We start from the raw sequence: 26,796 nt of genomic DNA, 5'->3' as shown, positions 1-26,796 counted from the left end.
CCGGCCGGACGACCCGCCCCGTGCCTCATCGCACGCCCCCCTCCTCGCCCAGCAGGCGGGCGAGTTCCGCCACGTCCCAGGCGTCCGGTGCACGCACCTGCCAGCCGGCCGCCGCGCACTGCGCCATGTACTCGGTGTCCTCGACGTCCTCCGCCAGGACAATGCCGATCCTAGGCCCTGGCCAGGCGAGTTCGACCGTGCGGGACACACCGTCGACGTCCCAACTCGCCTTGCCCGCCGGGACGTCACCGAATGCTGCCAGCCGCTCGGCCAGCGCGGCGACCTCCGGGTCACCCCACTGCGTCAGCTCTCCCAGGACCAGCTCCCATGCGGTGCGTTCCACCGGAGTCATGTCCTCGTGGGCCGTCCGGGCGGCCGGCGGGTTCTCCACCGGTTCGGGGGTCGTGGCGGCGATCGGCTCGGGCTCGTCGTCCGGCAGCACCAGCCCCGTGCCCGGGGTGTCGTTCCTCACTGCCGCGAGCAACCCGCTCCCCTGCCCCGCGGTCACCGCGAGCAGTCCGGCATCGAAGCCGTCCAGCGTGGTGCGGGCGAGCGCCAGCCCGTCGGCCGTCCCCTCCCCCGCCGGGTCGAGGAACTGAATGATGTTCCCCCAGCACAGCCACGCCTTCCAGCGCCGGCGATGCTCGGCCCGGTCCCCGGCGACGGCATCCGGTCGGTCGTCGAGCACGGCGAGGGCACTCCACCGCCACGCCTTGCCGTCGGCCCGTCGCGCCCCGACCGCGACCAGCGGCAGCCCCGAATCGTCCCGGAAGGCAAGCATTTTCAAGCCCTGGCCCGAGACCGCGGGAACGGTGTCACCGCGGAGGGCCGCCTCGATCCACGGCACCGCCGAGGCCGGGTCCGCGTCGACCACTTCCCGCCTGCGCAGCACGGCGGGCACGCTCACCGCGAGCTGGGCGAGCTGCTGCCACTTGCCCTGGCGGGGATCACGCAGGAAACCGAGCAGGGCGGGGACGGCACCCGCGAACAGCAGGTGGTCCACGTCGGCGGGATCACGCCGTGCTCTGCGCCACTGCTCGCGCACCATCGCGCCGGGACCGCCGACCGACGTCACGTCGTACGGCGGCCAGGCGGCGTCGGCCGCACGGCCCGCGACGACGGCGGCGAGCGGGTCGGCGGGGGCGTCAGGGTCCGGCGTCCCCTCACCCTTCAGAGCACGGTCCCAGGCGACGACGTCGTCCCAGGTGATCTGCCAGACGAGTATCCCGTCGGCGCGCAGCCGGGCGCGCTTGGCGGCGTCGGCGGCGATCCGGTTGGCGTGGGAGGAGGCGTGCCAGCGGTAGCCGTCCAGGTAGACGGCGACCGGGAGCGGGGCCGCCCCGTCACTCGTCGTGTCTCCGGCAACCGGACGGAACAGCAGGTCCGGGCGGGTGCGGTAGCCATGCAGGTCTTTCTGCGCCACCACCTCCCAGTGGACCTGGCTGCCGTCCGGCCTGGTCAGGGTGAACTGTTTGCCGGGCCGGCCGGTGGGCGTCGAGGCGTGATCCGCCGCAGCGCCGTTGTCCTGGCTCGCGAGCCAGCGGTCCAGGCATTCGATGAAGCGGCGTTCGAGATCGCTCTCCGCCTGGTCGGCGAAGCGGAGTCGGGCATCGGCCCCGTCCTTGTCCTTCTTGTGGAAGTCCCACCCGCTGCGGCCGTCGGAGCCCAGGAGGTTGTCCAGCATCCACAGGGCTTCCTGCCGGTCGAGGAAGGGATAGTCCCGCTCCGGGGCATAGCCGAGCAGACACGTGTGACAGGCGCGTCGCGCGGTGTCCCGGCAGGGGCACTCCCGCAGCGCCCGCTGCGCTTCGGCGAGCACCAGTCTGATCTCCTCGCCGTCGCGCTCGACGAGGCGCTGGAGATAGCCGGTGCCGCCGGGCAGGGCGTCATACAGGACGAGGTAGTTGCGGGTGAGCTCGGTCTCCCGGTCGGGTTCGGTGGCGGGTGCGGAGCGGATGTGCGCCGGGTCGCCGCCGTAGCGCAGCGCGAGGCCGAGGTGGAGGGCGGCGGCGAAGGAGGCGAGGCGTTCCGGCACGTTCAGCGTGGCGGCGGGCAGCAGGATACGCAGGGCCTCCGTGCGGTGCTCGGTGGCCGTGATGACCGGCACGTCCTCCGGCTCGGCCTGCTTGTCGCGGCGCCGGGTGGGGCACCAGGGCCGGTGGTGGGCCAGTTCGGGCCGGCCGAGCAGGGACTGGCTCAGCGCCTCCTGGACCGGGGCGTGGCCCGGCTCACGGTCGGTGGCACCGCCGCAGCGCGGGCAGACGGTGAAGCCAGTGATGGCGACCTCGGTGCCGGCGAAGTAGGTGTCATTGCGCCTGCCGTGCCGCCGCTTGCCCAGGTTGAAGCGGCGGATGACCGCCTCGCGGACATGATCCACGCCGAAGGTGGCCTTGTGGTGGCGCCAGCTCTTCTTGATGTTGGCGGGGTCGATGTCGACGGCGGTGACCGTGGTGTACAGCGTGGGGTTGCGGCTGTCCTGGTCATCGACGATCCGCGCGTCGTCCCGCTTGTCGTGGGCTGTGACCTTGCGGGGCACGACGACTCGGTGCAGGGCGTTCCGTCCGCCGATACCGGGCCCGCCGCAGCGTGGGCAGGGCGAGGTGTCCTGCTCGGCGCCCTCACCGGTGCGCACGTGACCGCACTCCTTGCACACCCGCCATGTCTGGAGCCCCACCGGCATGCCGTCGGTGGAGTCCTTCCTCGTCGGGCCGAGCTCGAAGCCGTCGACGACATGGCGGTAGCCGCGGACGTAGTAGGCGTTGCCCGGGGCGAGTTCGGTGAGCGCGGATTCGGCGGGACGGTCGTAGACGCGCGGCTCGTTGTTCCAGCGGACCTTCGGCTTCCCAGCCCCGTCCCCCTCGGCCGCGTCCGGTGTACGGGCCTTGCGCGGCGGCTCTTTGTAGGTGAGCTGGGCCTCCAGTCGGACGCCGTCCTCGACGAGGCTGTAGTTGGGCAGCAGGCCGTGCTCGACGAGGAAGCCCTGGGCGTCCGCCTGGCTCATCTTCTGCAGGAGCTGGGAGACGCCCTTCGCCTCGCGGATGAGATTGCGCCGCTCGCGTGCCTCGTCCTCCACGGGCTCCTGGAGCGAGTCCGCCGCGTCGTTGATCAGAGCGCGGCGCCGGGCGAGTTCGGCCCGCTCGGCCTCCCAGGCGTTCCGGGCGTCGTCCAGCCGCTCGGCCAGCTTCTCGGCCGCGTAGCGCCGGAGCGTCTTGCGCGCGTCGGAGGAGGCCCCGGAGCCGGGCACGCCCTCGATCTCGGGGAACAGGTCCAGGAAGGCGTCGGCGAGGTCGAGGCGTCCCTTCGTGGCGTCCCGGAACGCCTTCAACCAGCCGCCACGGCCCACCAGTTGGGTCACCCGGTCCGGCAGGGGCGGCACCCCTTCCAGGGTGCCACGGGCCGCCCGGTCGATCAGGTAGGCGGTGTACTGGCGGCAGAGCAGCTCACCCGCCGACAGGAAGCAGCCGGGCGGCAGGATGGGACCGGCGATGAGGTTCTTCGGTTCGGCGAGGTGGTACAGCGCGCGGGGGCTGGTGTCGGCCAGCGTGACCATGAACGCATTGCCGGTGGAACGCCCCGCGCGGCCGACCCGCTGGACGTAACCGGCCGTGGAGGGCGGCAGGGAGGCGAGGATGACGGCCTCCAGCTGTCCGATGTCGATACCGAGTTCGAGGGTTGGTGTGCAGGACAGGACGTTGGGGTCGGTGTGCTGGACACCGCGCCTGAATCCTTTCTCCACCTGCTCCCGCTCCTTGCGGGTCAGAACGCCGGTGTGTTCGGCGGCGACCACGCTGTACGGCTCGGTCTCCCGGTACAGACGCCGGTAATAGTCGGAGCGGTAGTCGCGGGTGGCGCGCCCGCCCACGTCCGGTGAGGGGCGGGTGAGGGTGCCCTCGCAGCGCTTGAGCGGGCAGCGCGTGCCCTGCCAGACCTCGGCCCGCTGCGGCGGCACGGTCTGGGTCCAGCCGCACTCGGGGCAGGTGAGTGCGGCGCGGGCGGTCTGCTCGTCGTCCAGCGGGCGTACCCGGATGTGTCCGGGGGTCAGTCCGTAGACCCCGGCATTGTCGGACTTGTCCGCCTGGTTGGTCCGCCGCCGGGCCAGTGCGCCGATGTTCTCGCGGGACAGTTCCCGCAGCAGGTCCGCCACGTACGTCTGTGCCGCGTCCCGGTCCAGACCGAGGCACCGCTGAGTGAAGTCCACGTACCAGCTGTCGCGGCTGTCGGCCCGCTCGAAGTCGGTGCGTCCGCTGCGGGCTCCGGCCACGACGAAGGCGGGGGCTTCCGAGTTGCGGCCGAAGGCCGGCATACCGGGAGCGCGGAGAGTGGTGAGGTACGGGTAGCGGCCGCGGCCTTCCTCGTCTATGAACGTGTCCAGCCAGGCATGGTGGATGCCACCGTTCTGCCGGAGGTGCTCCAGCAGTCCGCGCACATAGCCCTCGAAGTAGCGCAGGCGCTCCGGGCTGTTCTCTTCGGGAAGGACGACGCCCGGTGTTCCGGCATCCGCGTCCGCGGTCCCCGGCAGCGCTTTGCTCAGCTGGACCTTCAAGAGGGAGTCGGCTGCGTTGGCGGCGGCCTCCGGGTTGGGCAGGTGGACCTCGGCCGCGACCGTGCGGGTGAGCTCCAGTGTGCGCCCCAGACGGGAGTGCAGGCCGAATTCGAGGAGGGTGTTGAAGGCGAGGCGCTCGCCGACCAGCTCCCAGGTGGACTCAGGGATGCGTTTGCGCCCCGCGAGGAGACGCTTCACCGGGTCCATGTCGTGCAGGTCGGGAGGTACGACAGAGGCGAGCAGCCGCTCCTCGGGGACGGCGGCCCGGCTCACCAGGGAGGAGATCAGCTCGTTCAGCGGGACACCGTCGGCCGCGAACTCCTCGCTGTCCCTCATACGTACGGACAGCTGCTCATGGATGAGGGAGCGCAGGGAGAACTTCCATGAGCGGCTGGCGACGAAACCGGCGCGGTGGGCAGCGTCCTGCACGGAGTCGTTGAAGATCAGCGTCTTGCGGCGGTCCCGCCCCTGTTCGTCCCGGTCGGGCAGCTCTCCGCCGGTGAACAGCTGGGTGACGACCACCGAGGCGAGCGGGGCGACACCGGCACCGAGGAAGCGGATGCCCTGGGACTGCCCGCAGGCCGGGCAGCGGTCCTGCTGGGCATACTCGCTCTGTTCCTGGTTGTCGAACCAGGTCCACACGTACACGCCGTTCTCGGGTGCCGACGCGATGCTGTCGTCGGCGCGCAGGACCTCGTCGGGGTCGAGCCGCCGCAGGGCCCTGCCGTTGTCCTCCAGGACCAGCAGCGTCGCGTCGTGCGCGGCGCCCCTGCGGGCACGCGGGGCGGCCCGGCGGGCCAGCGTGGCGCGGGCCTGCTCCGCCGCCTCGGCCGGGGTGGCGGCGATCATCGCCCGCACCCGGCCCTTGGCGGCCCCGCGGGCCGCGCTGGCGCGGTAGATCTCGTCCGGCGCGTGCACCAGGTTCAGCGGGTTGCGGTCGGGGCAGATCGCCGCCCAGCCGGAGCGCCCGCAGTGGCGGCAGTAGGCCGCGGGCAGCCGCCCGGAGCGCTGCACGCGCCGCCGCCGCTCGGTCTGCGCGGCCACGGCCACGGCGCGCCGCTCGGCGTCCACACGGTCCTGCCCCGCGCGGTTGTCCTCGGCGAGGGCGGCCTGATCGGTGTCCGCCCAGGAGAACACCGGCTCGGGCGCGACGAACCGCAGCACGCGGGAGAGCGCACGCAGCCAAAGGTGGGTCTCCACCAGCAGCAGCGGCCGGTCCTTCCCGTCCGGTGACTTCGGCTCGCGGGCCACGGAGACGAGCGCCACGAACCGGGCGAGGGCGGCGGCGGCGGTCGGCGGGTCCTGGACGGCCACGCCCCGCCAGGCGGACGCGTCCGGAAACGCCTCCAGCGCCTCGGCGGCGGTCAGCGGACCGTCCTTGGCCCGCAGCAGCGCGTGGGTGTAGGGGTGGGCCAGCAGCCGTCGCCCCAGCTCGCGAGGATCGGACGTGTCGCAGCCGACGGTGGCACGGGCGACGGCGTCCAGCCCGTCGGGGAACCTCGCCGGGTCGGGCAGGGCGACCAGTTCCTCCGGGGTCGGCAACGGCAGCGAGTGGTCGACCGGGGAGAGGAACTCCTCGACGTCCCGCCGGTCCTCCCCCACCACCGCGTCGTCGGGGAACCGCGTCCCGAACACCTGCGAGGCCACATCCAGCATGGCCCGGGTACCGCCGATGGAGCTGCCGGACCCGAGGGTCGCCGAGGTCGCCACGGGACAGATGGACCCCAGCGGGCGCCCCTTCTCGGCGGCGCCCACAACGGCGGCGAGGCGTCGCAGCAGCATGGCGACGTCCGTGCCCTGGGCGCCGTCGTACGTGTGGAACTCGTCGATGACGACGTACGCGAGGTCGGCGTCCCGCCACAGCGGGGCGTCCTGCTGCCGCTGGAGCAGCAGGTCCAGCATCTTGTAGTTGGTGATCAGTATGTCCGGCGGGTTGCGCCGGATCTCGGCGCGGTCCACCTCCACCCGCTTGTACGGCGAGCTGCCCCGCGCGGACGCCTCACCGATGTACAGCCCCGCCGTGACCTCGCCCAGCCGGGGGTCCTTGTCGAGCAGGTCGCCGAGCCGGTCCGCCTGGTCGCCGGCGAGCGCGTTCATCGGATACAGCAGAACAGCTTTGACGCCGAACCGCCCGGCCGCCTTCGCCCGCCGGCAGTGGTCGAGGACGGGGATGAGGAAGGACTCGGTCTTGCCGGATCCCGTACCGGTGGTGACCAGGGTCGGCTGCGGCCGGTGCCCGTCCTTGCTCGTCAGCCGGGCGAACGCCTCGGCCTGGTGCGCGTACGGCACCGGGAAGTCCGCCGGATACCAGTCCAGGTGTTGCTGCCAGCCGTCCGCCGCGGGCCGGAAAGGCCGCCGCAGCCGCAGGTACGGCCCCCGGAAGAGGCCGTCCGCCGGGTCAGTGAGGAAGTCCTCCAGGGCGTCCTGGGTGTCGGGCTCGGCCAGCGCGAAGGTCGTGGTCAGGTACTCAACTGTGGTGTCACGCAGTGTCTGCGCGGCCAGTGTGGGTCTCATGACGCGCTGTGGCCCCCGTCTTCCGTTCCCGTCCCGTCGACCGATCGAAATCGATCACGTTCCACTCTACGGCGGAGGTCTGACAACGCCGCCGCGTTCAGCGGGATCGGGGGGATCGGCTTCAGGTCATAAGCGGCTCACGGACTGAGGTCGATGACGCGTACGGGCTGCCCCGCCCAGACCTCGGGCGCGGCGGTGGCGACCACCGCCCCGCTCGGCCGTTCCGCCGTGGGCTCGGCGGCGTATCTCGTATGGGCAGGCCCCCAGGACGCCTCCCGGGCCACGGCGAGCGCGGCGGGAAGGTCCAGGTCGAGCACCGTGATCCCGGGAAGCGCGGCGAGGTGCTCTGCGGTGCCGGGCCGTACCCGGTCCGCCTCGACCAGGGCACAAGCCGGGGCATAGAGAAACCAGCCCGCCTCGGCATGCGCTCTGTGGATCAGCCGGGAGGCGAGCACGTTGCCCTTCCCGGCCGCGATCATCGCCGTCTCGTCGAGGACGATGTGCAGAGCCTCCGTCACCGTACCCCCGCCTCGCCGAGACGCCGGTCCAGCTCGGCGTCGAGCGCCGCCTGTTCGGTCGCGCTCGGGTCGTACCCGTTCCACTCCCGCAGGGCGGCACGCGCCTGCTCCGCACGGGCCTTGCGCTCCTCCGGGGTGAGGAGCGTTTCCGCGAGGTGGGCCAGGTAACCCCGCAGGGACATGCCCTCGGAGGACGCTATCCGGGCCAGCCGGTCGCGGGCTTCGACGGGGATGCGGATGTTGGCGTCGGACATGCGGGGCCTCCCGGTACGAGCCTGTAGGAGAAAGTACGAGCCTCCACGAGGATACGGGTACGGGTACGTACCCGTCGAGCCTCGCGGGCGTGCTCAGGGGAGGGCAGCGGCGCCGAGCACGTATTCCGCCCAGACCGTCTTGCCCGGCCCGTCGGCGCGGGGGTGCCAGTCCCAGCGGGCGGCCAGGCGGGACACGAGGAGGAGACCGCGGTTTCCCTCGTCGAGGCCGGCGAGACCCTGGGCGGGTGCGGTGGGGGCGGGCCGACGCGGTAGCCGTTCGGCTCGAGTGTCGGTGACCTGCACACGGACCATGCGGCCGTCGGGTGCCGCGTCCAGGCGGAGGTGGAAGTCACGGCCGGGGACGTGCCCATGCTGGACGGCGTTCGCGGTGAGCTCGGCGACGATCAGCGCGAGGTCGTCGTGGGGGCGGGTGCCGTAGGGGAGGCCCCAGGCGTCGAGGCGCACCGCTGCGAGACGGCGGGCGAGGCGGGCGCCGCGCGGGGAGGAGGTGAACCGCATGTCGAAGGTTCGGCCGAGGGCGGCGGCGCTGGTGGTCAAGCGGTCTCCGAGCAAGCTGAGTTGAGAGGTGCCTGTGGGGTTGGCGGGTTTGCTCGTCATGCCGCCAACGATTCCTTTGGTCGCGTAGCGTGACCAGTGGTGACGCACTGACGCGACCGGGGTGTACGTGTCGTGCGGTGACGTGTACGAGGCGCGTGGCGTGACGGCGTTCCCCGCGGGAGCGTTGGGCCGGGGAGGCGGTGGGCGGCGATGGCGGAGCGGGTCGGGATCGAGGCGGGGGTGAGCCTCGGGGACGGGTGGGCAAGCGACGGAGCCTCGGCCTCCGGCGGTCGGGCGGCGGACAAGGCTGGGCAGGGAGTCGTCGTCGCGTTCGGGCAGACCATGAAGACGCTGCGGATGCGGGCCGGTCTGGACCGGGCGGAGTTCGGCAAGCGGCTCGGGTACTCGGCGGCGACGGTCGCGTCGTTCGAGCAGGGGCGGAGGATTCCGTCACCGCGGACGATCGACCAGGCGGATGAGGTGCTGGGGGCGGACGGGTTGCTGTGCCTGTGGAAGGAGCAGGTGGAGCGGGCGCAGTATCCGGTGTTCTTTCAGGGGATGGCCGCGTTGGAGAAAGAGTGCATTGAGCTGCTCATGTACGACTCCCACGTTGTCAACGGCTTGCTTCAGACGGAGAAGTACATGCGAGCCTTCCTCTCCATGCGCCGTCCGCCTCTCGACCAAGACACCACGGAACAGCGAGTGGCCGCACGACTGGCTCGACAGGACATCTTCGACCGGCGACCCGCACCGTTGCTGAGTTTCGTGATGGATGAGGCCGTGTTGCGGCACCGGTACGGCGGCAAGGAAGTGCTGCGGGGACAGCTGGAACATCTACTGCTGATCGGCGACAAGCGCAACGTCGAGATCCAGGTCATGCCACTGGAGTGTGAGGACAACGCGGGCGTGAACGGACCGTTCACGGTAGTCACCCGCAAGGACGGCAAGAAGTTCGTGTACGCCGAGAACCATGCGAACAGCATCCTGGACACCGAGCCGGAACAGACGGCTCTCGCCGCCGCTCGCTATGGGATCATCCGATCACAGGCTCTCACCCCGCGAGAGTCACTGGGCTTCATCGAAGGGTTGCTGGGATCGCTATGAACAACGCTGAGTCCTCGACCGTCGTATCCGGCCTCGCCTGGTTCAAGAGCAGCTACAGCGGAACCGAGGGTGGGCAGTGCGTAGAGGTCGCGGCCAGTACGGCCGCTGTGCACGTCCGCGACTCCAAGGCCGTCGCCGGGCCGGTCCTCACCGTGTCGCCTGAGGCGTGGGCGGGGTTCGTCGGCTTGGCGGTGTCGGAGTCCGGCGTCTGAGACTCGTACGTGCGCGAGAGCCCTGCCAGTTCCTCTCGGAGGCTGGCAGGGCTCTCGTGTGTACGCGCGGTCAGCCCGCCTCACGCAGGCGGCGGCTGAACTCGTTGTGCGCGGCGCGCATCTCGGCCTTGCGGTGGGCCCGGTAGAGGGGGTCCGTGTAACCGTCCGGAACCTTGTACTCCTCCGGGAAGCCCTCCGCCGAGCTCAGCTGCTTCCAGGCGTCCTTGGGCTGGCCGTACCCGTACTGCTGATGTGCCTTCGCGATACGCCGGCCTGTGGCGTCGAACCACATGTTCTCCTCGTACTGCTGGAGTACGGGGAACCTGGCGTCGTACATGGCCACCAGCTCGGCGGCACTGATCCCGAGCCACACGGCGACGAGGGCGTCGATCTCGACCAGGGCCGCGCGACGGGAGAACTCCGTGCGGAGGGGCGTGTCGCGGGTCCAGGTGGGACCGATGCCCTGGGTGAGCGGAGGCGTACTTTCGGGCCAGACCTTGCCTGCAGCCCAGGTGTCCTGCTGCCAAGTGGGGTCGTACAGCTCCTCCCAGAGTCGGGCGTAGACGTTGGTCTGGCAGTTGAGACGGAGGGTGCGGAGGAGGAGGGCACCCTCCAGCGGATGGCCTTGGGTCGGTGCGGGCATGACCTTTGCCTCGCCCGTCTGAAGGTCAGATCGGCCCGTGGCACGCAGGAAGTAGTCCAACGGCAAGGACGCCCAAAATCCTGCCGTTAGCGCAGTCTCCCTGTCGCTGGCCAGCGCAGCGCTTTGCATTAGGTGCACGTGCGTTGGTCCGGGCGGCAACAACACTGCGTACAAGGCTCGCTCGGTATCGGAGGCAATCTGCCTGCGCCACCCGACCCGGTAGAACTCCGAGTATGGCCGCATACTCGCCTCGCGCAGCAGCGCGTCGACGGCCTTGTCGAACTCCTCACCTTCCAGCGTAGGGTCAGCCACTCTGACGTCGGCCTCGGCAGCCGCGGCCGCCGCCGGGTCATCCAAGAGCTGCCTGAGCCGAACGTGGTCCAGCCATCGATCCTGCCGCGAGGTGAACCTTCGGTCCCGATTGGGGCGGTAGTTAGTGCGTGGCACGGCGTCCACCGACAGGTTCATGTGCTCTAGAGCCTCGTAATCCCGCACGCTCTTCGAGCCGCCCTCGGGAGCCTGTCGGTGCAAGGGCGTAGCGACGCTGATCAGAGGGCCCTGGAGGATGACGTCCTGCCACCCCTCGACAAACCCAGGCGCCCAGCTGAAATAGCCTGCCTGGCGGTCAGTTGTTTCGTAGAAGCCGATGGTGATGCGCGGGTTGAGGGCGCCAAGTCGTCGAGGCCACTGAGCGAGCGCCGCGATGGCTGCTTCCTCCGCTCGGGTCACGGGGAATAGCAGCTTGGTCTGTCCGATGGGAGGCGGCTTCTCCTCACCTGCCAATTGGCGCCACTCAGCAAGGCGAGTCTCATCAACCGTGACGATTCGGTCACGGTGCGGTCGCAGGTCCCACTTGCCATTCTCCTTCACTCCTGGCACTGGCCCCCGTCCGTCATGTCGGAGAGATTTGATCAGCACGCTTGGGTGCAGGAGCCAGCTCAGGTGCTGGAAGCAAACATCCCTTTCGCCGCCATACACGTTGATGCTGAAGTGGCGGCTGTTACCCACAGGGCGGGAGAAGAGGAAGAGCTCATTTACAAAGTCGGCGTGGAGTCGGAGATGCCGATATGCCGCTCCTCGGAGAGCCGCCTCCTTCGAACCTGTAAGGTGCGTGGACGGGTGGATCAGTCCAGCAATCCCCTGTTCTCCAATCGCTCTCCACGACAACAACATGAACGCCCGGTACATATCCGGTCTTGTCCGAACCAGCTCCGGATACGTATCTACCGACGACAGAAAATCCGAAACTCCCGCAACGGTCTCCAGCTCGCCCAAATAAAACGACCGGTTCTCCGACTTGCCCAGCAAGTCAGCCACGTTCTCGGCCCGATTGGCCTCCACTTCCTTCCCGCCCAGCACGAACCACGGCTCGATCTCCGCGAGGACCCCGTTCTCGTCCCACTCCTGCCGGACCCACGGAGGATTCCCCACCATCAAGTCGAACCCGCCCTCCGCGAAAACATGCGCGAAGTCCAACTCCCAGTGGAAAAAGCCCCGTTCCCTGGCGACCCGCTCCACCGTCCCATACCACGGAAACGTGTGCCCGAGATCCGCTGGCCGGGCCCACGCCAGGCCCGCGACCATCTTCCGGTCGAGCTCGTCCTCCTTCTCGTCCAGCTCCTCCAGATCCTCGACGCCCTCGAAAGACACGATGGAGACCTGCTTGCCCTCCTCCGCGAACGCGTCCTCGTTGCCGACCACGGCCTCCGCGAACTCGATCCAGTCGTCGAGGGACTCGAGGGCGACCCGCCGGTCAGGGTGGCCCTTCTGCAACGCGGTGAGGTCCTCGCCGTGCGGGGCGTACTCGAACCGGTCCGTGCCGTCGAGGAGGCCGATCTCCTCCAGCGGCCAGAACCACAGCGCGCACCACGCGTCCATGAGCTGCTTGAGCCGCCAGTAGGGGCTGCCCTTGCGGTGCAGGGCCTCCAGGACCGCGTCCCGGTCCATCGGCGTACGCCGGCGCTTGCGGTCCTGCGGGACCGTCGTACCCCACACGTCCACGTGCCGCGCGATCTCCTGCTCGGAGAGCTTCAGCCGCATGACGACCAGTTCCCACAGGTACTCGACACGCCGGGCGAGCTTGATCAGCCGTCCGGTCTGCGTCGTCTTCACCTTTTCCCAGTCGTCGTCCTCCCCCGCAGCGGCCGTACGGGCTGCGGCACCACGACCGGCACCACCACTGTCCGCCGAGGCGAAGTCGAACGACAGCGGCTCCCAGATTTCCAGCCCGAGATCGAATGCACCCTGCCCCGACTCGGCGTCCTTCTCCTCCACTTCCTCCAACGTCGGGGCGCCCTTCGCCTTCCCCGCCCCCGTCCGCTTGGAAACGCCCCTGGGATTGCGCCGCATGGCCGACCGCCACTTGCGCAGCGCTGCCACCAGCTCCGGCTCCAGCCAGTCGACGACCTCACCGTCGACGACCGCCTTGACGGTCTCCTCCGGCGTCCCCTTCTTCAGCGTGCGCAGGCCGACCTTCTCGCCGATGGAGCCCCAGCCCATCGCGGGCAGCAGGAACTGGTGCACCTCGCGGGCCTTGAGCTTCTCGCTCAGCGGCACGTGCCGCGGCTTCTGCGGCTCCCTCGTCGTCAGCCAGCCGCCCTTGCTCAGCTGGTTGCCGGGGTAGACCTTGCGGGACGCGCCGATCAGGGAGTTGCCCCGGTGGAGGTGAAGGCCGTACCAAGGGGCCTTCATGCCCTGGTACATGGTGTTTAGCCAGAGCGAGATCTCGGCGAGTTCGACGGCCGTCTCGTTCAGGTCGACGCCGTACGCGTTGTGCAGGGCGATGTACGCCTTCACCTTCTGCAGCTCGCGCTGGTAGTCCTCGGGGTCGATCTCCACGCCCCGCTCGCGCTGGGCGAGCCGCAGGTACAGCTCGGCGAGCTGGTTGACGGCCTCGTTGAGGAACGCGCCGGAGCCGAGGGCCGGTTCGCAGACCCGCCAGCGCAGCACGTCGGCCGCGTTGACCCACGCCTTCTCCGGCTCCTTCGGGTCGACTTCGCCGCTCTCGTCGAGACGGAAGCGCAGGGTCTGCTCCACCGTGGCCTGGGTGAGGGACTCCGGCGTGTAGTAGGAGGCGCTGGTCTGGCGGTCGCGGCCGGCGAGGCGGTAGACGTACGAGCCGACCTTGTGCGGGACCGGCACGGGCCGGCCGGTCTCGGGGTTCAACTCCGTGCTGACGAAGACGCTGTCGCCGGGGCCGTCCGGGTAGCGCCCCGAGGCGACCTGGCTCGCGCGGATCAGCCACGAACCGCCGCTGGGGTCACCGCCCTTGGCGACCTCGTACAGCGGTTCGTCCGCGATGAAACCGGTGTAGGACATCAGGCCCTCGTACACCGCGCCCAGATGGTTGATGCTGAGGTTGGCGTACGAGATGAAGCCGCCCCGTCCGCCGCGCCGGCCTTCGACGACGGTCAGGTTGCGCAGCACCTGGTGCAGAACCTTGTTGCGCAGCCGCAGGTCCAGGGTGCGGGGCCGGTCGGTGGCCCTGCCGTCGGGGGCGATGTCGTCGGGGTGCGTGATCTTCTGGTCGACCAGCTTTATCGACTTGGGGTCGAAGAGCCGCGACTTCAGGGCCTCGATGCGGACGCCTTCGTACCCGTCGTCCTCGGCCAGCTCAGCGCGCTCGGCGGGGATGTCGTGCAGGGCATCGCGGGAGGTGATCGTGTCGGCCACGGGATGGCCCTCGAAGACCTTCTTGAACAGCAGCTCCAGGGAGTCGTGGAAGTGGTGGCGGTCTCGGGAGGCGCTGGACAGCTTCTCCTGGACCGCCAGCTCGCGCAGACGGGCGACGCTGTAGCCCTGGACGTACTCCTCGCTCTTCATCGGCAGGATGCCCAGCTCGGGACGGGCCTCGGCGTAGAGCAGGAAGAGGATGCGGTACAGGTAGCGCAGCGACTCCTTGGTGAGCAGGCGCGGCAGGGCGTCCCGCTCGGCGAGCGCGTCCGGAAGCCATTCGGGCAGGTCGTCGGGCTTGACGCCCTGCTTGTCGGCGAGTTCCAGGACCTCGTTGGCGATGAGCTGGACGGACTTCTTCAGGCCCTCGCGCAGATCGCTGGTCACTCCCACGGAGTGGTCGCGGGACTCGGCCACCAGGCGCGCGATGTCGTCGTCGCCGCCGTCCCGGGCCGGGCGCAGAGCCGGCGCACCGAACAGGGCTGCAATGACGTCGAGTTCGCCGGCCGACGCGCCCTTGACCCCCTTGCGGGGCAGGGCGGTCTCCAGGCTGACCGCCAGATGGCGGCCGCGCGCGTAGTTCTCCCGGTCGGCGAGGACCATGACGCCACCGAAGAGGAGCAGGAGGTAGCGAGGCGCGTTGTCGGCGGCCAGCAGCCAGGCGGCGAGGTCGGTGACCGTGGTCAGCGTCTTGCCGGAGGCCACGCGGACGGGCACGGCGAGGCGGTTGGCGGAGCCGTCGCCGCGTGTGCCGGCGATGTCGTCGGCGAAGCCACCGGTGAGCACGGCGATGCCCGGCTCACTGTGGGCAACGGGTACGGCGACAGGGCCGGCTGCGCTGTGCACGGTGAGGTGTCCGGGACGGCGCGGGGTGAAGCCGAGCGCGTCGAGGACGCGCCCGTGCCAGGCGTGCAGGTCCGCCCGCCACTGGCCCTCGGGACCGTCACCGAAGGTGCGCGCGGCGGGGGCGGGCTGGAAGGCGGGTGGTTCCTCCGTGGTGCTGTGTGCCTTCAGCGCCTCGGTCGCCGCCTGCTGGGCGGCGATGCCCTCCGGGTCGGGCAGTAAATTGAGCTTCTCCGCCTCACCGCCCACGGTGAGCCGCACGTCGAGATAGGGACCGGTCAGATCCCTCAGGCCCTGGCGGGGCGTGGGGCGGCCCTGGCGCTCCTCGGCCGCCCACTTCTTGAGCCGTCCGCCCTTCAGCTGCTTGGGCAGGATCTCGTCGAGGTAGAAGGGCGGGAAGTATTCGCCCTCGTTGATCAGAGCGTCGAACTTCACGCTGGCTCCTGTGGTCATGAGCTCGGCTCCAGGGCGGCCAGGACCCGGATCATCGGGTCGCCGGTCGTGCGCAGCCGGGTCGCGGCCGTTTCGAGGTTCTCGGCGGCCCGTTCGCGGGCGGTGCGTCCGCCGGTGAAGCCGGGCAGCGGCTCTGCCAGCCAACGGCCGACCTTTGCCTCGTACTTGCGCAGCGGCTCGTCGACGTGTTCCTCGGCCTCGGCCCGCAGCCGGTCCATCTCACGGCGGGTGGCGGCCACGGCTTCGGGGACGCGCGGCTGGAGGGCGGCCGGGTCGCCCTGGGCGAAGTGGTCCGGCATGTCCGGGCGCAGGCCGAACTCGTCGAGGAGCGGCCTCGTCAGCTTGCGGACCCGGGGCTCCTCCCCGGGCCGGCCCAGCCGGTCGACGGCCAGCCAGGCCAGTACGGTCGGGCGGCCTTCCTCGTTGGACCACACGCCCTGGGTGAGGAAGACCGGCTCCGGCACCCGAGCCCGGTCCACCTGGATGACGTAGGCCCGCTGGCGGCCCAGCTGCACCAGCACCTTGTCGGTGATCCACTCCAGGACGGGGTGGAGTTCGCCCACGTAGTGGGCGTCCGGCCACAGGGAGGTGGAGTCGGCGTCCTCCCGCGCCCGGCGCAGCGAGTCGGCGGCGTCCTCCCGGCTGAAGGTGAGCTTCATGCGGCGGGTGATGCCGTGGTCGCGCAGGTAGCCGGAGGGCAGGACGTCGAGCCGGTCGGCGAGATCCTCGGGGGTGTCGAAGCTGAGGTCGTGGCCGTGGACGGTGGTGTCCAGCCGGAACGCCTCCAGGTCGGCGAGCTCCTCCAGTCCGGCGAGGACGTAGTCGCGGCGGTCCGAGAACAGGCGCAGCTCCTCCACGACACGGAGAGGGGCGCGGTCCGGGTCATCGGCTTCCGCGGTGTCGGTGTCCCCGTCCGGGACCACGGCCGGGGCTTCGTCCGCGGGGTCGTCGTCGAACGAGAAGCCCGCGTCCTCCTCGAAAGCGTCGTCGAAGTCGAAGGTGACATCCCCGTCGTCGTACGGGTCGCCGTCCGTACCGAACTCGGCGTTCAGTTGCTGGGCGAGCGGCAGATCCGCGGGCGTGCGCCCGGCTTCCAGCTCGTCCAGGTCGTCCATCGACACGGTCTGGAGGCCGTCCAGGGCCTGCTGGGGCGGCTCCCCCTTGAAGAGCGCCTCCATGACGCGCTTCTCCTCCAGCGCGCCGTCGTTCACCTTCGTCGCCGCCTCGACCGCGCCGAGGACGTCGTGCACCCGCTCCTCGCGGGTGAGGACCTTCTCCGCGATGTGGGTGTCGTCCAGCGCGCCCTCGACCGCCGACTGGAGGATCATCGCCCGGAACTCGGGCGGCCGGGTCTGCCCGTACCGGTCGATGCGGCCGTTGCGCTGCTCGACCCTGATCAGGCTCCACGGCAGGTCCCAGTGGATCAGGTGGTGACACTGGCGGTGCAGGTTCACGCCCTCCGAGGCGCCGTCGCCGGTGAGCAGCAGCCGGATGTCACCGCCGGCGCGGGCGAACTCGTCCACGTACTCCTGCTGAACCCGGTCGGAGACGCCGCTGCTGTGCAGCACCTTGACCGCAGCCTTGGCGTCCTCGGCGTCGGTCCAGCCGAGCAGCGGCGGAAGCACCTCGCCGAGCCAGTCGAGGGTTTCGCGGCGCTCGGAGAAGACGACGGCCCGGGTGGGGCTGCCGGGGCGCACCTCGATACGGCGCAGTTCGTCGACCAGCCCCTTGAGCTTGGAGGTGGCGTTCATCCCCTCGGGCCCCTTCGCCGCGCGTTCGATGGCGCGCGCCAGCTCCATCAGGCGCAGCAGGCTGGCTGCCTCCGCGGTGCGTTCCTCGATGCCGGACAGCGGGGAGTCGGTGATCTGGTGCCGCTCGGGAAGGGTGTGCCCGGTCTGCGTGAGGCGCTTGCGTGCCGTGGCGAAGAGGGCGCGGTGGGAGGAGAGGAAGGACTTGAGCAGGACGTAGGGGAAGAGCCGGTCGTCGGCGGTGACGTGCTTGTCCGGCTGGACCAGCCACTGGCCGGCCAGTTCCTGGAAGACCTCCTCTTCCAGCGCGTTGGCACGGCAGCGCAGAGGATGGGAGCCGCCGCGCGGCGCCCAGTGCCCGGAAAGCTGCTCCGCCACCTCGGCGCTGACCTTGGTGCGGCGGATCATCAGGGGTTTGAGCTCTTCCGGCTTGGGCTTGTGGGAGTCCTGGACCGCCATAGGGTCCAGGAGCCGGATCAGGCCGGTGAAGGCGGGCATGTTGCCGTTGTGCGGGGTGGCGCTCGCCAGGATCAGCGCGTCGGTGTTCTCGGCGAGCAGGTCGGCGAGGGCACGGCGGTCGCTGCCCTGGTTGATGAGGTTGTGGGACTCGTCGATGACGACCGCGTCCCAGCGGATGTGTTCCAGCCATGGACGGTAGCGCTTGGGGTTCTTGAGGGTGTCCATGGAGATGATCACGCGCTTGTAGTACGTGAACGGGTTGCGGCCCGCGGGGATCTTCCGCTCGATACGGGCAATACCGGCACTGTCGAGGCGGACCAGGGGGAGGGAGAAGCGGGTCCACATCTCGTGCTGGAACTGCTCCAGGACAGGAGCCGGCGTGACGACGAGAATGCGCTCGCCCCGCCCGCGGCGGATCAGCTCACCGAGGATGACACCGATCTCCAGGGTCTTGCCGAGGCCCACGACGTCGCCGATCAAAAGGCGCGGGCGCAGCGGATTGGCCAGGGCCTTGGCCGCCGGGCGCAGCTGGTAGTCCATGCGGTCGAGGAGGAAGCCGTCCGTGAGCGCCAGGCGCCGCTCGCGCTGGGGCAGCGGAGTCTTGCGGAGGACGGCCTCGAGGAAGAGGCGGCCGCGGCGGAAGTGCGGGGAGCTGTCGGCGACGAGTTCGGTGTTCTCGGGAAGGAGGACGCGTACGGTGTCCATGGTCGGGACGAGGAACTTCGCCTCCTGACCGCGGACGAGGTCGGAGGCACCGACCGCCTCGATCAGGAACTCACCGGGACGCACCTGCTTGGGCTTGCGGACCATCCATTCCTCGTCCCGTACCTCGATCACCGAGCCGGCGGGCGGGGGGCCGTCTAGGGCGGGCATGGAGGGTCCTCTCAGGTGGTGCGGGTCGTGTCGAGGGTAGCGCTGTGCGAGTGGGGCCAAGGGGTCGCGTGCGGATTCGTCACGGCTCGTCGCCACTGCGCCGCGCTCTGTGAGCGGGCAGGCGCGCCCCTGCCCTACAGATCTCCTCGGCGGGCGTAGCGCTGCCGTAGGCCGGCTGCCACCTTCTGCGCGTTGCGCGGTGGCGCCTGCGGAGCCGGAGGCTGCGGTTCCGGGGTCTGATCCGCAGGGGGCGGGAGACGGTAGCTCGTCGGCGCGGGCTCCGCTGCGGGGCCCGGGGCCGGGTCGGCGAGGGTCGGTGTGTAGCCGTCGGCGCGGTCCGGGGCTTCTGCCGCCTGCTCGATCTCGTCTGTGGTGACGATGCCGAAGAAACCCAGGTCCATCTCCGGCAGGGCGGTCTCGATCGCCTGGCGGGCCAGTTCCTGGACCTCCGGGTCCACGTCGTCGCTGAGGGCTCCGGCGGGAAGTTCCGGGGCCAGTCCAGCGGACGCGACCAGCTCCTTGAGCTGTTGCGCTGCAGTCGCGAGCGGCAGGTTGGCGTCGCCGAGCAGCGTCATCAGGCTGTCCTCGACGGCGTCCAGAGCAGGGCGCTGGGCCGGAATGCTCACCAGCGTCTTGGCGAGCAGAGGCAGAAAGGGCAGTCCGACCCCGTCCCACACCGGCTCCGAGGTGCTCGGCCCATGCGGGTACGGCGGCCTGCCGGTGAGGACGAAGAAGAGAGTGGCGGCGAGCGCATAGACGTCCGCGGGCCGATCGGCTCGCTTGGCGTCCCGGTACTGCTCCCACGGCATATAGGGACGGGTCCCCATCCTGGTCCCCGTCCTCGTCAGGGCCTCGCTGGACGCCCGCTCGATCAGGACGGCGAGTCCGAAGTCGAGCACGACGGGACCATCCAGGCCCAGCACCACGTTGTCGGGCTTGAGGTCGCGGTGCAGCAGGTTGGCGTCATGGATGGCCCTCAGCGCGTCCACCAGTGCCAGTCCGAGCGCGGCGTACGGGCCCAGACCAAAGGTGCCGGCCTTCTGCACCATGGTGGTCAGGGAAGGTCCCGCGATGTAGTCCATGGCGAACCACGGCCGGCCGTCCGCAGGGTCCTCATCGAACGCGATCAGCGCAGGCACCCGGTCGCTCACCACGGCCCGCACGGCGTCGATCTCCCGGCCGAACCGCTCTCGATACTGCGGCTCGCCGTCCAGCAGCTGCGGCTGGATCATCTTGACCACGACCAGGCGCGACGCCTCACCTTCGGCGGCCTCGTCCGGCGCGACCATGTTGTACGCCGCGGCCAGTTCGTCCGAGAAGCCCTCCAGCGGGATCCTGCGCGCCAGATAGGCGACGCCCATGCCGCCCTGACCGAGCTTGGCCAGCAGTTCGAACGGGCCCACCACCCGCGGGTCGGTCTCAGTGTCCAGCGGCTTCATCGGCGCTCTCGTACCCCCACCCCATACGTCACGTCCCGCACCCCGTTCCCCGTGCTATCGATCAGTCTACGGGCTGCGCACGGGCCGGGCAGGTGCCTGAAAGGCACTGCTCAAGACAGGTCAAGCGACCGGTTTTGAACGGCGGTTGACCGACTCTGCTATAGGTTCCCGCCACACGATCACTTGTTCGGCGGGACACTCACGGGGAGGGAACGGCATGCGGGCCTGGGTGGTGCGTGCGGGGGAGAACGGGGAGCGGGAGCGGGCGGCCCTGGAGGAAGGTGTTCTCGTCGTCGGCTGGGACAGGCTCCGGAGCGGAGATCTCGCCGGCACGGCCACCCGCGACTCGATCAAGACGGCTGTGGCCGCCGCCTATCCCGACGAAGGTCCGTACACGATCGGGAACTGGGCCGGCCAGCTCTACCGCTTCGCCCATGAAATGCAGCCCGGCGACCTCGTCGTGTTGCCGCTGAAGTCCTTGCGCGTCGCCATCGGCCGGGTGAGCGGTGACTACGAGTACCGCGCGGACGCCCCCGACGGCATGCGGCATGTGCGGCAGGTGGAATGGCTGATCAAGGACCTCGACCGGCAGATGTTCCAGTCCGATCTGCTGGACAGCATGGGATCTCTGCTCACCGTCTTCGAGCTCAGCCGGTTCGGGGCGGCGGAGCGCGTAGCCGCGCTGGCCGAGGGAAAGCCCGACCCGGGACGGCCCGACGCGGACGAGTTCGCCGCCACCCTCACCGAACCCGCCAAGCTGTACGAGGAGGTGCGAAGGCGCGGTGCCGAGGAGCCGCTGACCCTGTCCATCCGGGACTTTCTCGCCGTATGGGGCGTCCAGCGGCGTCACCCGGCGGCGACCGAGCAGATCAAGAACGACCTTGAGGCACGGGGCCTGGTCACCGTCCCTCCGTTCACGGAGGGCACCCTGGACAGCCAGATCGCCGTCCTGGCAGGAGGGGCGGAGCCGGACGAGTCGGGGACAAGCGCGGTGACCCGGCTGTCCGGCAGCGCGGTGCAGTCGCCCGCGGTGCAGAGCGCCGCACAGGCCGCAGGTCATCTGCCGGAGGACGAGACCGAGGCCGAGACCGTCGCCTACCGGGTGAGCAACCTCGACTCCGCCAACCGGATGCCTGAGTGCGTCCGCGTCGGAGACAGCCTCCAGACCGCCATCACCCTCATGGTTCTGCGCAGCTATAGCCAGCTGCCCGTCCTGGACCCCGACGGGCGACTGCGCGGCGTCGTCAGCTGGGAGTCGATCGGGCGGGCCCGGATGGCGGACCCGAACGCCGGTCTCGACGCCGCGACGGTACGGGGACAGGAGGCGGACCGCTCCGACGACCTGCTCGACTGGATCGGGGCTATCCAGCAGTCGGGCTACGTCGTTGTCCGCGACCACGAGCACAAGGTCTGCGGTCTGATCACCGCTGCCGACCTGACCGTCCAGTTCGGTACACGTGTGCGCCCCTTCGTCCTCGTCGAGGAGATCGAACAGCGCCTGCGCCGGGTGGTCGACCGGTGCATTCCGCTCGACCGGATCAGGGCCGTCGTACCCAAGGGACTCGCTGCCAAGGTGCGGTCCGCCGCGGACCTCAGCTTCGGGGCGTACAAGCACCTTTTGAAGGTTCCCGAGAACTGGGCCGCCCTTGGGTGGAGCATCGACCAGGAGCATTTCCTGACGGCGCTGGAGGAATGCCGCACCTTCCGCAACGACCTCATGCACTTCAGCCCGGACCCTGTGACCAACGAACAGCTGGTTCCGGCTCAGGGGTTGCTGGAGCTGCTCCGCTCCCTGGATCCGCAGGTCTAGCGATGTGATCCGGCGGCAGCCGAGAGGCAGACGAGTCGGGCTGTACGCCGGGTTCTGTTCCCCGGGTTCCTCGCGGAGCCCGGGGCGACGGCCATCCATCTAGGACCGGCGTTGCCGCCGGCCTCGTGCGGTCTACCCGCGGACTCGGGCGGGCAGCCCTCGAACGTCCGCGCAGGGACACCGGGGTGTCCCCTCTTGACCTTGCTCCGGGTGGGGTTTACCTAGCCGCCTGGGTCACCCCAGGCGCTGGTGGTCTCTTACACCACCGTTTCACCCTTACCGAGGACCGAGGTCCCCGGCGGTCTGCTTTCTGTGGCACTGTCCCGCGGGTCACCCCGGGTGGCCGTTAGCCACCACCCTGCCCTGTGGAGCCCGGACGTTCCTCGGGAAGCCCCGCTAAGGGGACTCCACGCGGCCGTCCGCCCGGCTCGTCTGCCGTGCCGACCATGCTACCCGGCGGACGCCGTCCTTCGGCGCCGCGGCCGTGGCCAGCACCGAGCCCGCCAGGATCAGGGCGAACGAGACGCCGATGCCGAGGGTCAGCTCCTCGTCCAGGAAGAGGGCGCCCGCGGCCACGGCGACCGCCGGGTTGACGTACGTGATCACACCGGCCCGGGTCGGTCCGATCTCCTTGATCAGCTCCAGGAAGACCACGAACGCGATCGCGGTGCAGACGACGCCGAGGCCGACGAGGGCGGCCAGGACATCGCCCGAGGGCATGGCGGCGGGCCGGGTCAGGAAGGCGGCGGGGGCGTAGACGACGGCGGCCAGCGTGAGGCAGGGGGTGATGAGCTGGAGGGTCGGGACGTCCTTGAGGTGCCGGGCGGCTATCAGCGGGGCGGTGGCGTAGCCGACGACCGTGACCAGCACTTCGGCCAGGGAGCGGGCGTCGCCGCCGGTGAGGTGCGGCAGGGTGAGGACCGTGACGCCCGCGAGACCGAGGGCGAGACCCGTGATCCGGCGGGCGCCCACGCGTTCCTCGGCGCCGAAGAAGCGGGCGAGGAGGAGGGCGACGATGGGCACGCCCGCGATGAGCAGTCCGGCGGTGGAGCTGGACAGGTGGCGTTCGGCGTCGGTCAGGGTCCACCAGGGGCCGACGATCTCGATGACCGCGAAGGCCAGCATGGGTTTCCAGTGCACCCGGACGGTACGTGCGAGACCACCTTGGCGCAGGGCGAAGGGGAGCAGGAGGGCCGCGCCGAGCGCGCACCGCGCGAACACCACGACGGACGGCGACAGCTCGTCCACCGCCACCTTGATCATCAGATAGGGGATGCCCCAGACCACTCCCATCAGGGAGAACAGGAACCAGCCTCGTGCAGTCATGCGACGAGTCTCGGCCGGGTCAGCGGGCTCCGTCTTGAACGCTGTTGCGGTACGCCGCCGGGGTCACGCCGAGGACGCGCCGGAACCAGCGGGTCAGGTGTGCCTGGTCGGCGAAGCCCACGAGCGTGGCCACCTCGGCGGGGCGCAGGCCCGCCTCCAGCAGCGTGCGTGCCCTGGTCACCCGGTACTGGGCGAGCCAGGCGTACGGCGGTATCCCCATCGTCGTACGGAAGGCGCGCAGCAGTTGGTAGCGGGACAGGCCCAGGTCCGCGGCGAGCGAGGCGAGGGAGGGCGGGGCGAGCAGTTCGTCGGCGAGGCGGTCGCGTACGGTCCGGGCGAGGCGATCGGCGCCGGGCACGGTGTCGCAGGCCGCCCGGGCCGTCGAGTGGCGGCGGGCCAGCGCCGTGAGCAGCCAGGGGACGCGGGACTCGGCCTCCAGGGGGTCGGGACAGCGCGCCAGGTCCGAGTGCGCGGCGCGCAGGGCGTGGGCGAGTTCCGGGTCGTCGAGGACGGGTTCGCGGAAGTGCGGCAGGCCGCCGAGGGTGCCGTCGGCGAGCAGGGCGGGGTCGGCGTAGAGGGCCTGGTAGGCGTAGCCCTCGGGGGCGGCGGGGCCGCCGGTGTGCATCTCGCCGGGTTCGAGGACGACGATCGAGCCGGGGCCGGAGTGGATGCGGCCCCCTCGGTAGGCGATGACCTCCAGGCCGCCGACGGTGACGCCCACGGTGTACTCGTCGTGGGCGTGGGGGGCGTACTCGTGCCGGGCGAAGCGGGCGGTGAGCAGGTCGAGGGGCGGGCCGTGGTGGCCCAGGCGTGCCCTGGTCCACCGTGCCTGTTCGCGTGCGTCCACCTCGCGCCACCCCCTGCCCCCAACGGGATCAGAGGAAGTCGGCGGTGTCCAGTTCGAAGGCGAAGGGGTCGGGGAGGGCGAGCGGTTTCCCGAGGGGGCGGGTGCAGTGCTCGCGGTACTCGTCCTTCTCCGGGTCGCTGAACAGCGTGATCGACGAGGCTTCGCGGTCGACGAGCAGGTAGAGGGGGATGCCGCCGCGGGCGTAGCAGCGGCGTTTGGCCTCGCGGTCGGCCTGGGGCTTGGTGGACGTCACCTCCAGGACCATGGCGACGCCCTCGCAGGGCATCCAGGGTTCAGCGCCGCGGTAGAGGCGCAGTTTCGTCGGGGCGAACGTACCGTCCGGGATCGCGTGGTCTTTCGGGCAGGCGCCTCCGCTCCTCAGCTTCAGGCCCTTGTTCCCGGAGAACTGCATCTCGGTCCGGGAGTTCCTGATCACCTGGCTCACGATCAGCCCGATGTAGTCCTCGTGGTCCCCGTCCGGCGGCGGCGTCACAACGATCTCCCCCTCGATCAGCTCCGCCCGGAAGCCTTCCGGCGTGTCCAGGGCGAGGAACCCCTCCAGCAGGACCTCCGCCTGCGTGAGCTCGTGGGCCATGGCAGCCATGTCACGCCCCTCCTTCGGTCGCTCGCCAGACTGGGACATCGGCTGATCACCTGTCCGAGAGATCGGGAACCGTTCCCTCGATCGTGGCACACGACGACCCCGCCGTCAGGCACCGGCGCCGCCGCTTGACCCTGCCGCAACGTCAACGTCTTCACTGAAGTCATGCGGATCGGAGAACTCGCCGACGCCGTCGGCGTCACCACGCGGACGGTGCGGCACTACCACCACCAGGGGCTGCTGCCCGAGCCGGAGCGGCTGCCCAACGGCTACCGGACGTACACCCTGCGGCACGTCGTCGTGCTCGCCCGGATCCGGCGGCTGACGGAGCTGGGGCTGGGGCTGGCGGAGGTGCGGGACGTGCTCGCGGACGAGGCCGGGAAGGACCTGGCCGAGGTGCTCGAGGAGCTGGACGCCGATCTGGCACGGCAGGAGGCCGCCATCGCCGAGCGCCGGGCGCGGCTGCGGACGCTGCTGGCGGCGGAGGGCGGCCTGCCGGCCGAGGGGCCGGTTTCGCCGGAGCTGGCCGCGCTGTTCGCCGACATGGCGCACGTCTCCGATTCGCCCATGGCACGCCGGGACCGCGAGATGCTCGCGCTGCTGGAGAACACGGTGGCCCCGCAGGACCGGGAGCAGCTGCTGGGCGCGCTGCGCGGTGCCCTGGGCTCGCCGGAGGCGGTGGCCCGGGCCCACCACGCCTACGCCCTGCTCGACGACCTCGCGGACGCCGCCGTCGACGACCCGCGGGTGGCGGAGGCGGCCCGCGCGCTCGCCGACTGCATTCCCGCGGACATGCTGCCCGATGACGAGACCGTCCTCGACTCCGGCCACAGCATGCTGCGCGCCTTCTACGCCGACTTCGCGCCGGCCCAGGCGGAGGCGATCCGTGAGGCCATGCGGCTCGTCGCTCGGGGACGGCGGCCATGAGGGCCGTCGTGAGAGTCGCGTGGCTCATGGTCCGGCACGAGCTGCGGTTGCTCGCGAGCCTGGTGCTGTGGGCGGCCCGGCGGACGCACGGGACGGCGGCAGGCGGGCGGGCGTTCGGGTATGCGCGGGGTCAGGGCGCCATGATCTTCGGATTCGGGTTCGTGTGCGTGGTCGAGTCGCTGACGATGTCCGTGCTGCTGCGCGACTGGCCCACGGTGCACCACGTGGTGCTCCTCCTGGACGTGTACACGATCGTCATCGTCGTCGGAATGCACGCGGCGTCCGTGACCCGTCCACACGTGCTGGAGCCGGACGGCGGCCTGCTGCGCATCCGCCGGGCCGTCCACGTCGACGTGCGGATACCGCTGGAGCGGATCGCCTCGGTCCGGCGCGAGCTGCGCACGGTCCACGAACGCACCGACGGTGAACTGCACGTCGCCGTGGGCGCGCAGACCTCCGTCACGCTCCACCTCACCGAGCCCGTCCCCCACGTCACCTTCTTCGGCCGGCGCCGCGAGGTCCGCGTGGTGCGCTGCCACGCCGACGACGCCGACGCGCTCGTACGCGCCGTCACGCAGGCACGGGACGGCCTCCTCCGGCGCGCCTAGGCCGAGACGGCACGCCGTACCCTGGCCGGAGTTCGACCGAAGGAGTACGTGTGCTTGTCCTGCTGCCGCCGTCCGAGGGAAAGGCGTCGTCCGGCCGGGGTGCCCCGCTGAAGCCGGAGTCGCTGTCGCTGCCGGGGCTCACGGCGGCCCGTGAGGCCGTCCTCGACGAGCTGGTCGAGCTGTGCGCGGCCGACGAGGAGAAGGCGCGCGAGGTGCTGGGCCTGAGCGAGGGGCTGCGCGGCGAGGTCGCCAAGAACGCGGAACTGCGGACGGCCGGAGCGCGCCCCGCCGGGGAGATCTACACCGGCGTGCTCTACGACGCCCTGGACCTGGCCTCCCTCGACCCGGCCGCGAAGCGGCGGGCCGCCCGCTCCCTGCTGGTGTTCTCCGGGCTCTGGGGCGCGGTGCGCGTGACCGACCGGATCCCCTCCTACCGCTGCTCGATGGGCGTGAAGCTGCCCGGTCTCGGGGCGCTGGGCGCGTTCTGGCGTGCGCCGATGGCCGGGGTGCTGCCCGAGGCGGCCGGGGACCGGCTGGTGCTGGATCTGCGGTCTTCGGCGTACGCGGCGGCGTGGAAGCCGAAGGGCGAGGTCGCGGGGCGGACGGCGACCGTGCGGGTGCTGCACGCCCCGACCCGGAAGGTGGTCAGCCACTTCAACAAGGCGACGAAGGGGCGGATCGTCCGGAGTCTGCTGACGTCCGGGAGCGCGCCCGAGGGCCCGGCGGAGCTGGTGGAGGCGCTGCGCGACCTCGGGTACGTGGTGGAGGCGGAGGCGCCCGCGAAGGCGGGGAAGCCGTGGTCGCTGGACGTGCTGGTGGACGAGATTCACTGACACTCCCAGGC

General features: G+C 70.6%; 15 protein-coding genes, 1 other RNA gene and 1 pseudogene. 6 read left to right on the top strand and 11 right to left on the bottom strand.

What is annotated here, in order from left to right; translation table 11 throughout:
• Positions 1–25: 25 nt before the first annotated feature.
• From IE260_RS13955 to IE260_RS13940, 4 genes are all read right to left on the bottom strand, one after another.
• A complete protein-coding gene (locus IE260_RS13955) occupies positions 26–7,057 on the bottom strand; it encodes a DEAD/DEAH box helicase (protein WP_189871516.1) in 7,032 nt (2,343 codons plus the stop codon).
• Positions 7,058–7,194: 137 nt separating this feature from the next.
• Entirely contained in the window at positions 7,195–7,575 is a 381-nt protein-coding gene (locus tag IE260_RS13950) for a PIN domain-containing protein (RefSeq protein ID WP_189871514.1), read from the bottom strand.
• Entirely contained in the window at positions 7,572–7,829 is a 258-nt protein-coding gene (locus tag IE260_RS13945) for a hypothetical protein (RefSeq protein WP_189871513.1), read from the bottom strand. The genes IE260_RS13950 and IE260_RS13945 overlap by 4 nt, the downstream gene beginning before the upstream one ends.
• Before the next feature lie 93 nt (positions 7,830–7,922).
• Positions 7,923–8,447, bottom strand: a complete 525-nt coding sequence (locus tag IE260_RS13940) for an ATP-binding protein (protein ID WP_189871511.1) — start codon at positions 8,445–8,447, stop codon at positions 7,923–7,925.
• 150 nt (positions 8,448–8,597) lie between these two features.
• Here IE260_RS13940 and IE260_RS13935 point away from each other — a divergent pair, with 150 nt between their 5' ends.
• Positions 8,598–9,491 carry a helix-turn-helix domain-containing protein gene (locus IE260_RS13935; RefSeq protein ID WP_189871509.1) on the top strand — a complete coding sequence of 298 codons (894 nt, stop codon included), beginning with the start codon at positions 8,598–8,600 and terminating at the stop codon, positions 9,489–9,491.
• Positions 9,488–9,703 (top strand): DUF397 domain-containing protein, encoded by a 216-nt coding sequence (locus IE260_RS13930; RefSeq protein ID WP_189871507.1) that lies wholly within the window; start codon positions 9,488–9,490, stop codon positions 9,701–9,703. The genes IE260_RS13935 and IE260_RS13930 overlap by 4 nt, the downstream gene beginning before the upstream one ends.
• A 70-nt stretch (positions 9,704–9,773) precedes the next feature.
• Here IE260_RS13930 and IE260_RS13925 read toward each other — a convergent pair whose 3' ends face one another.
• The 3 genes from IE260_RS13925 to IE260_RS13915 form a co-directional block, all read right to left on the bottom strand.
• Positions 9,774–15,314, bottom strand: a complete 5,541-nt coding sequence (locus tag IE260_RS13925; protein ID WP_189871505.1) for an Eco57I restriction-modification methylase domain-containing protein — start codon at positions 15,312–15,314, stop codon at positions 9,774–9,776.
• Positions 15,311–18,394, bottom strand: coding sequence for a DEAD/DEAH box helicase (locus IE260_RS13920; RefSeq protein WP_189871503.1), 3,084 nt, complete (start codon positions 18,392–18,394; stop codon positions 15,311–15,313). The genes IE260_RS13925 and IE260_RS13920 overlap by 4 nt, the downstream gene beginning before the upstream one ends.
• A gap of 134 nt (positions 18,395–18,528) precedes the next feature.
• Positions 18,529–19,833, bottom strand: coding sequence for a serine/threonine-protein kinase (locus IE260_RS13915; protein ID WP_189871501.1), 1,305 nt, complete (start codon positions 19,831–19,833; stop codon positions 18,529–18,531).
• A gap of 217 nt (positions 19,834–20,050) precedes the next feature.
• On the opposite strand from IE260_RS13915, the gene IE260_RS13910 reads away from it, so the two are divergent.
• Positions 20,051–21,643, top strand: a complete 1,593-nt coding sequence (locus tag IE260_RS13910; RefSeq protein ID WP_189871499.1) for a CBS domain-containing anti-phage protein — start codon at positions 20,051–20,053, stop codon at positions 21,641–21,643.
• A gap of 27 nt (positions 21,644–21,670) precedes the next feature.
• Here IE260_RS13910 and rnpB read toward each other — a convergent pair.
• From rnpB to IE260_RS13890, 4 genes and pseudogenes are all read right to left on the bottom strand, one after another.
• Positions 21,671–22,074, bottom strand: an RNA gene (gene rnpB, locus IE260_RS13905) — RNase P RNA component class A.
• 115 nt (positions 22,075–22,189) lie between these two features.
• Positions 22,190–22,906, bottom strand: a pseudogene (locus tag IE260_RS43040) (DMT family transporter); the annotation flags it as partial.
• 82 nt (positions 22,907–22,988) lie between these two features.
• A complete protein-coding gene (locus IE260_RS13895) occupies positions 22,989–23,816 on the bottom strand; it encodes an AraC family transcriptional regulator (RefSeq protein WP_189871497.1) in 828 nt (275 codons plus the stop codon).
• Positions 23,817–23,844: 28 nt separating this feature from the next.
• The gene (locus tag IE260_RS13890; RefSeq protein ID WP_189871495.1) at positions 23,845–24,420 is read right to left on the bottom strand and encodes a Uma2 family endonuclease; all 576 of its coding nucleotides are present in this window, start codon (positions 24,418–24,420) and stop codon (positions 23,845–23,847) included.
• 162 nt (positions 24,421–24,582) lie between these two features.
• Between IE260_RS13890 and IE260_RS13885 the strand changes: the two genes are divergently transcribed.
• From IE260_RS13885 to yaaA, 3 genes are read left to right on the top strand one after another with little or no spacing between them, the layout of a single operon-like run.
• Positions 24,583–25,344, top strand: a complete 762-nt coding sequence (locus tag IE260_RS13885) for a MerR family transcriptional regulator (RefSeq protein ID WP_189871493.1) — start codon at positions 24,583–24,585, stop codon at positions 25,342–25,344.
• A complete protein-coding gene (locus tag IE260_RS13880; protein WP_189871491.1) occupies positions 25,341–25,952 on the top strand; it encodes a hypothetical protein in 612 nt (203 codons plus the stop codon). Before IE260_RS13885 ends, IE260_RS13880 begins: the two co-directional genes overlap by 4 nt.
• 50 nt (positions 25,953–26,002) lie before the next feature.
• A complete protein-coding gene (yaaA, locus tag IE260_RS13875; protein ID WP_189871489.1) occupies positions 26,003–26,785 on the top strand; it encodes a peroxide stress protein YaaA in 783 nt (260 codons plus the stop codon).
• Positions 26,786–26,796 lie beyond the last annotated feature (11 nt).

The organism is Streptomyces viridiviolaceus (genome assembly GCF_014650995.1).
Taxonomy (GTDB): domain Bacteria; phylum Actinomycetota; class Actinomycetes; order Streptomycetales; family Streptomycetaceae; genus Streptomyces; species Streptomyces viridiviolaceus.
The sequence above is the reverse complement of the archived record's forward strand: the minus strand, read 5'-3'. Positions and strand labels throughout refer to the sequence as shown.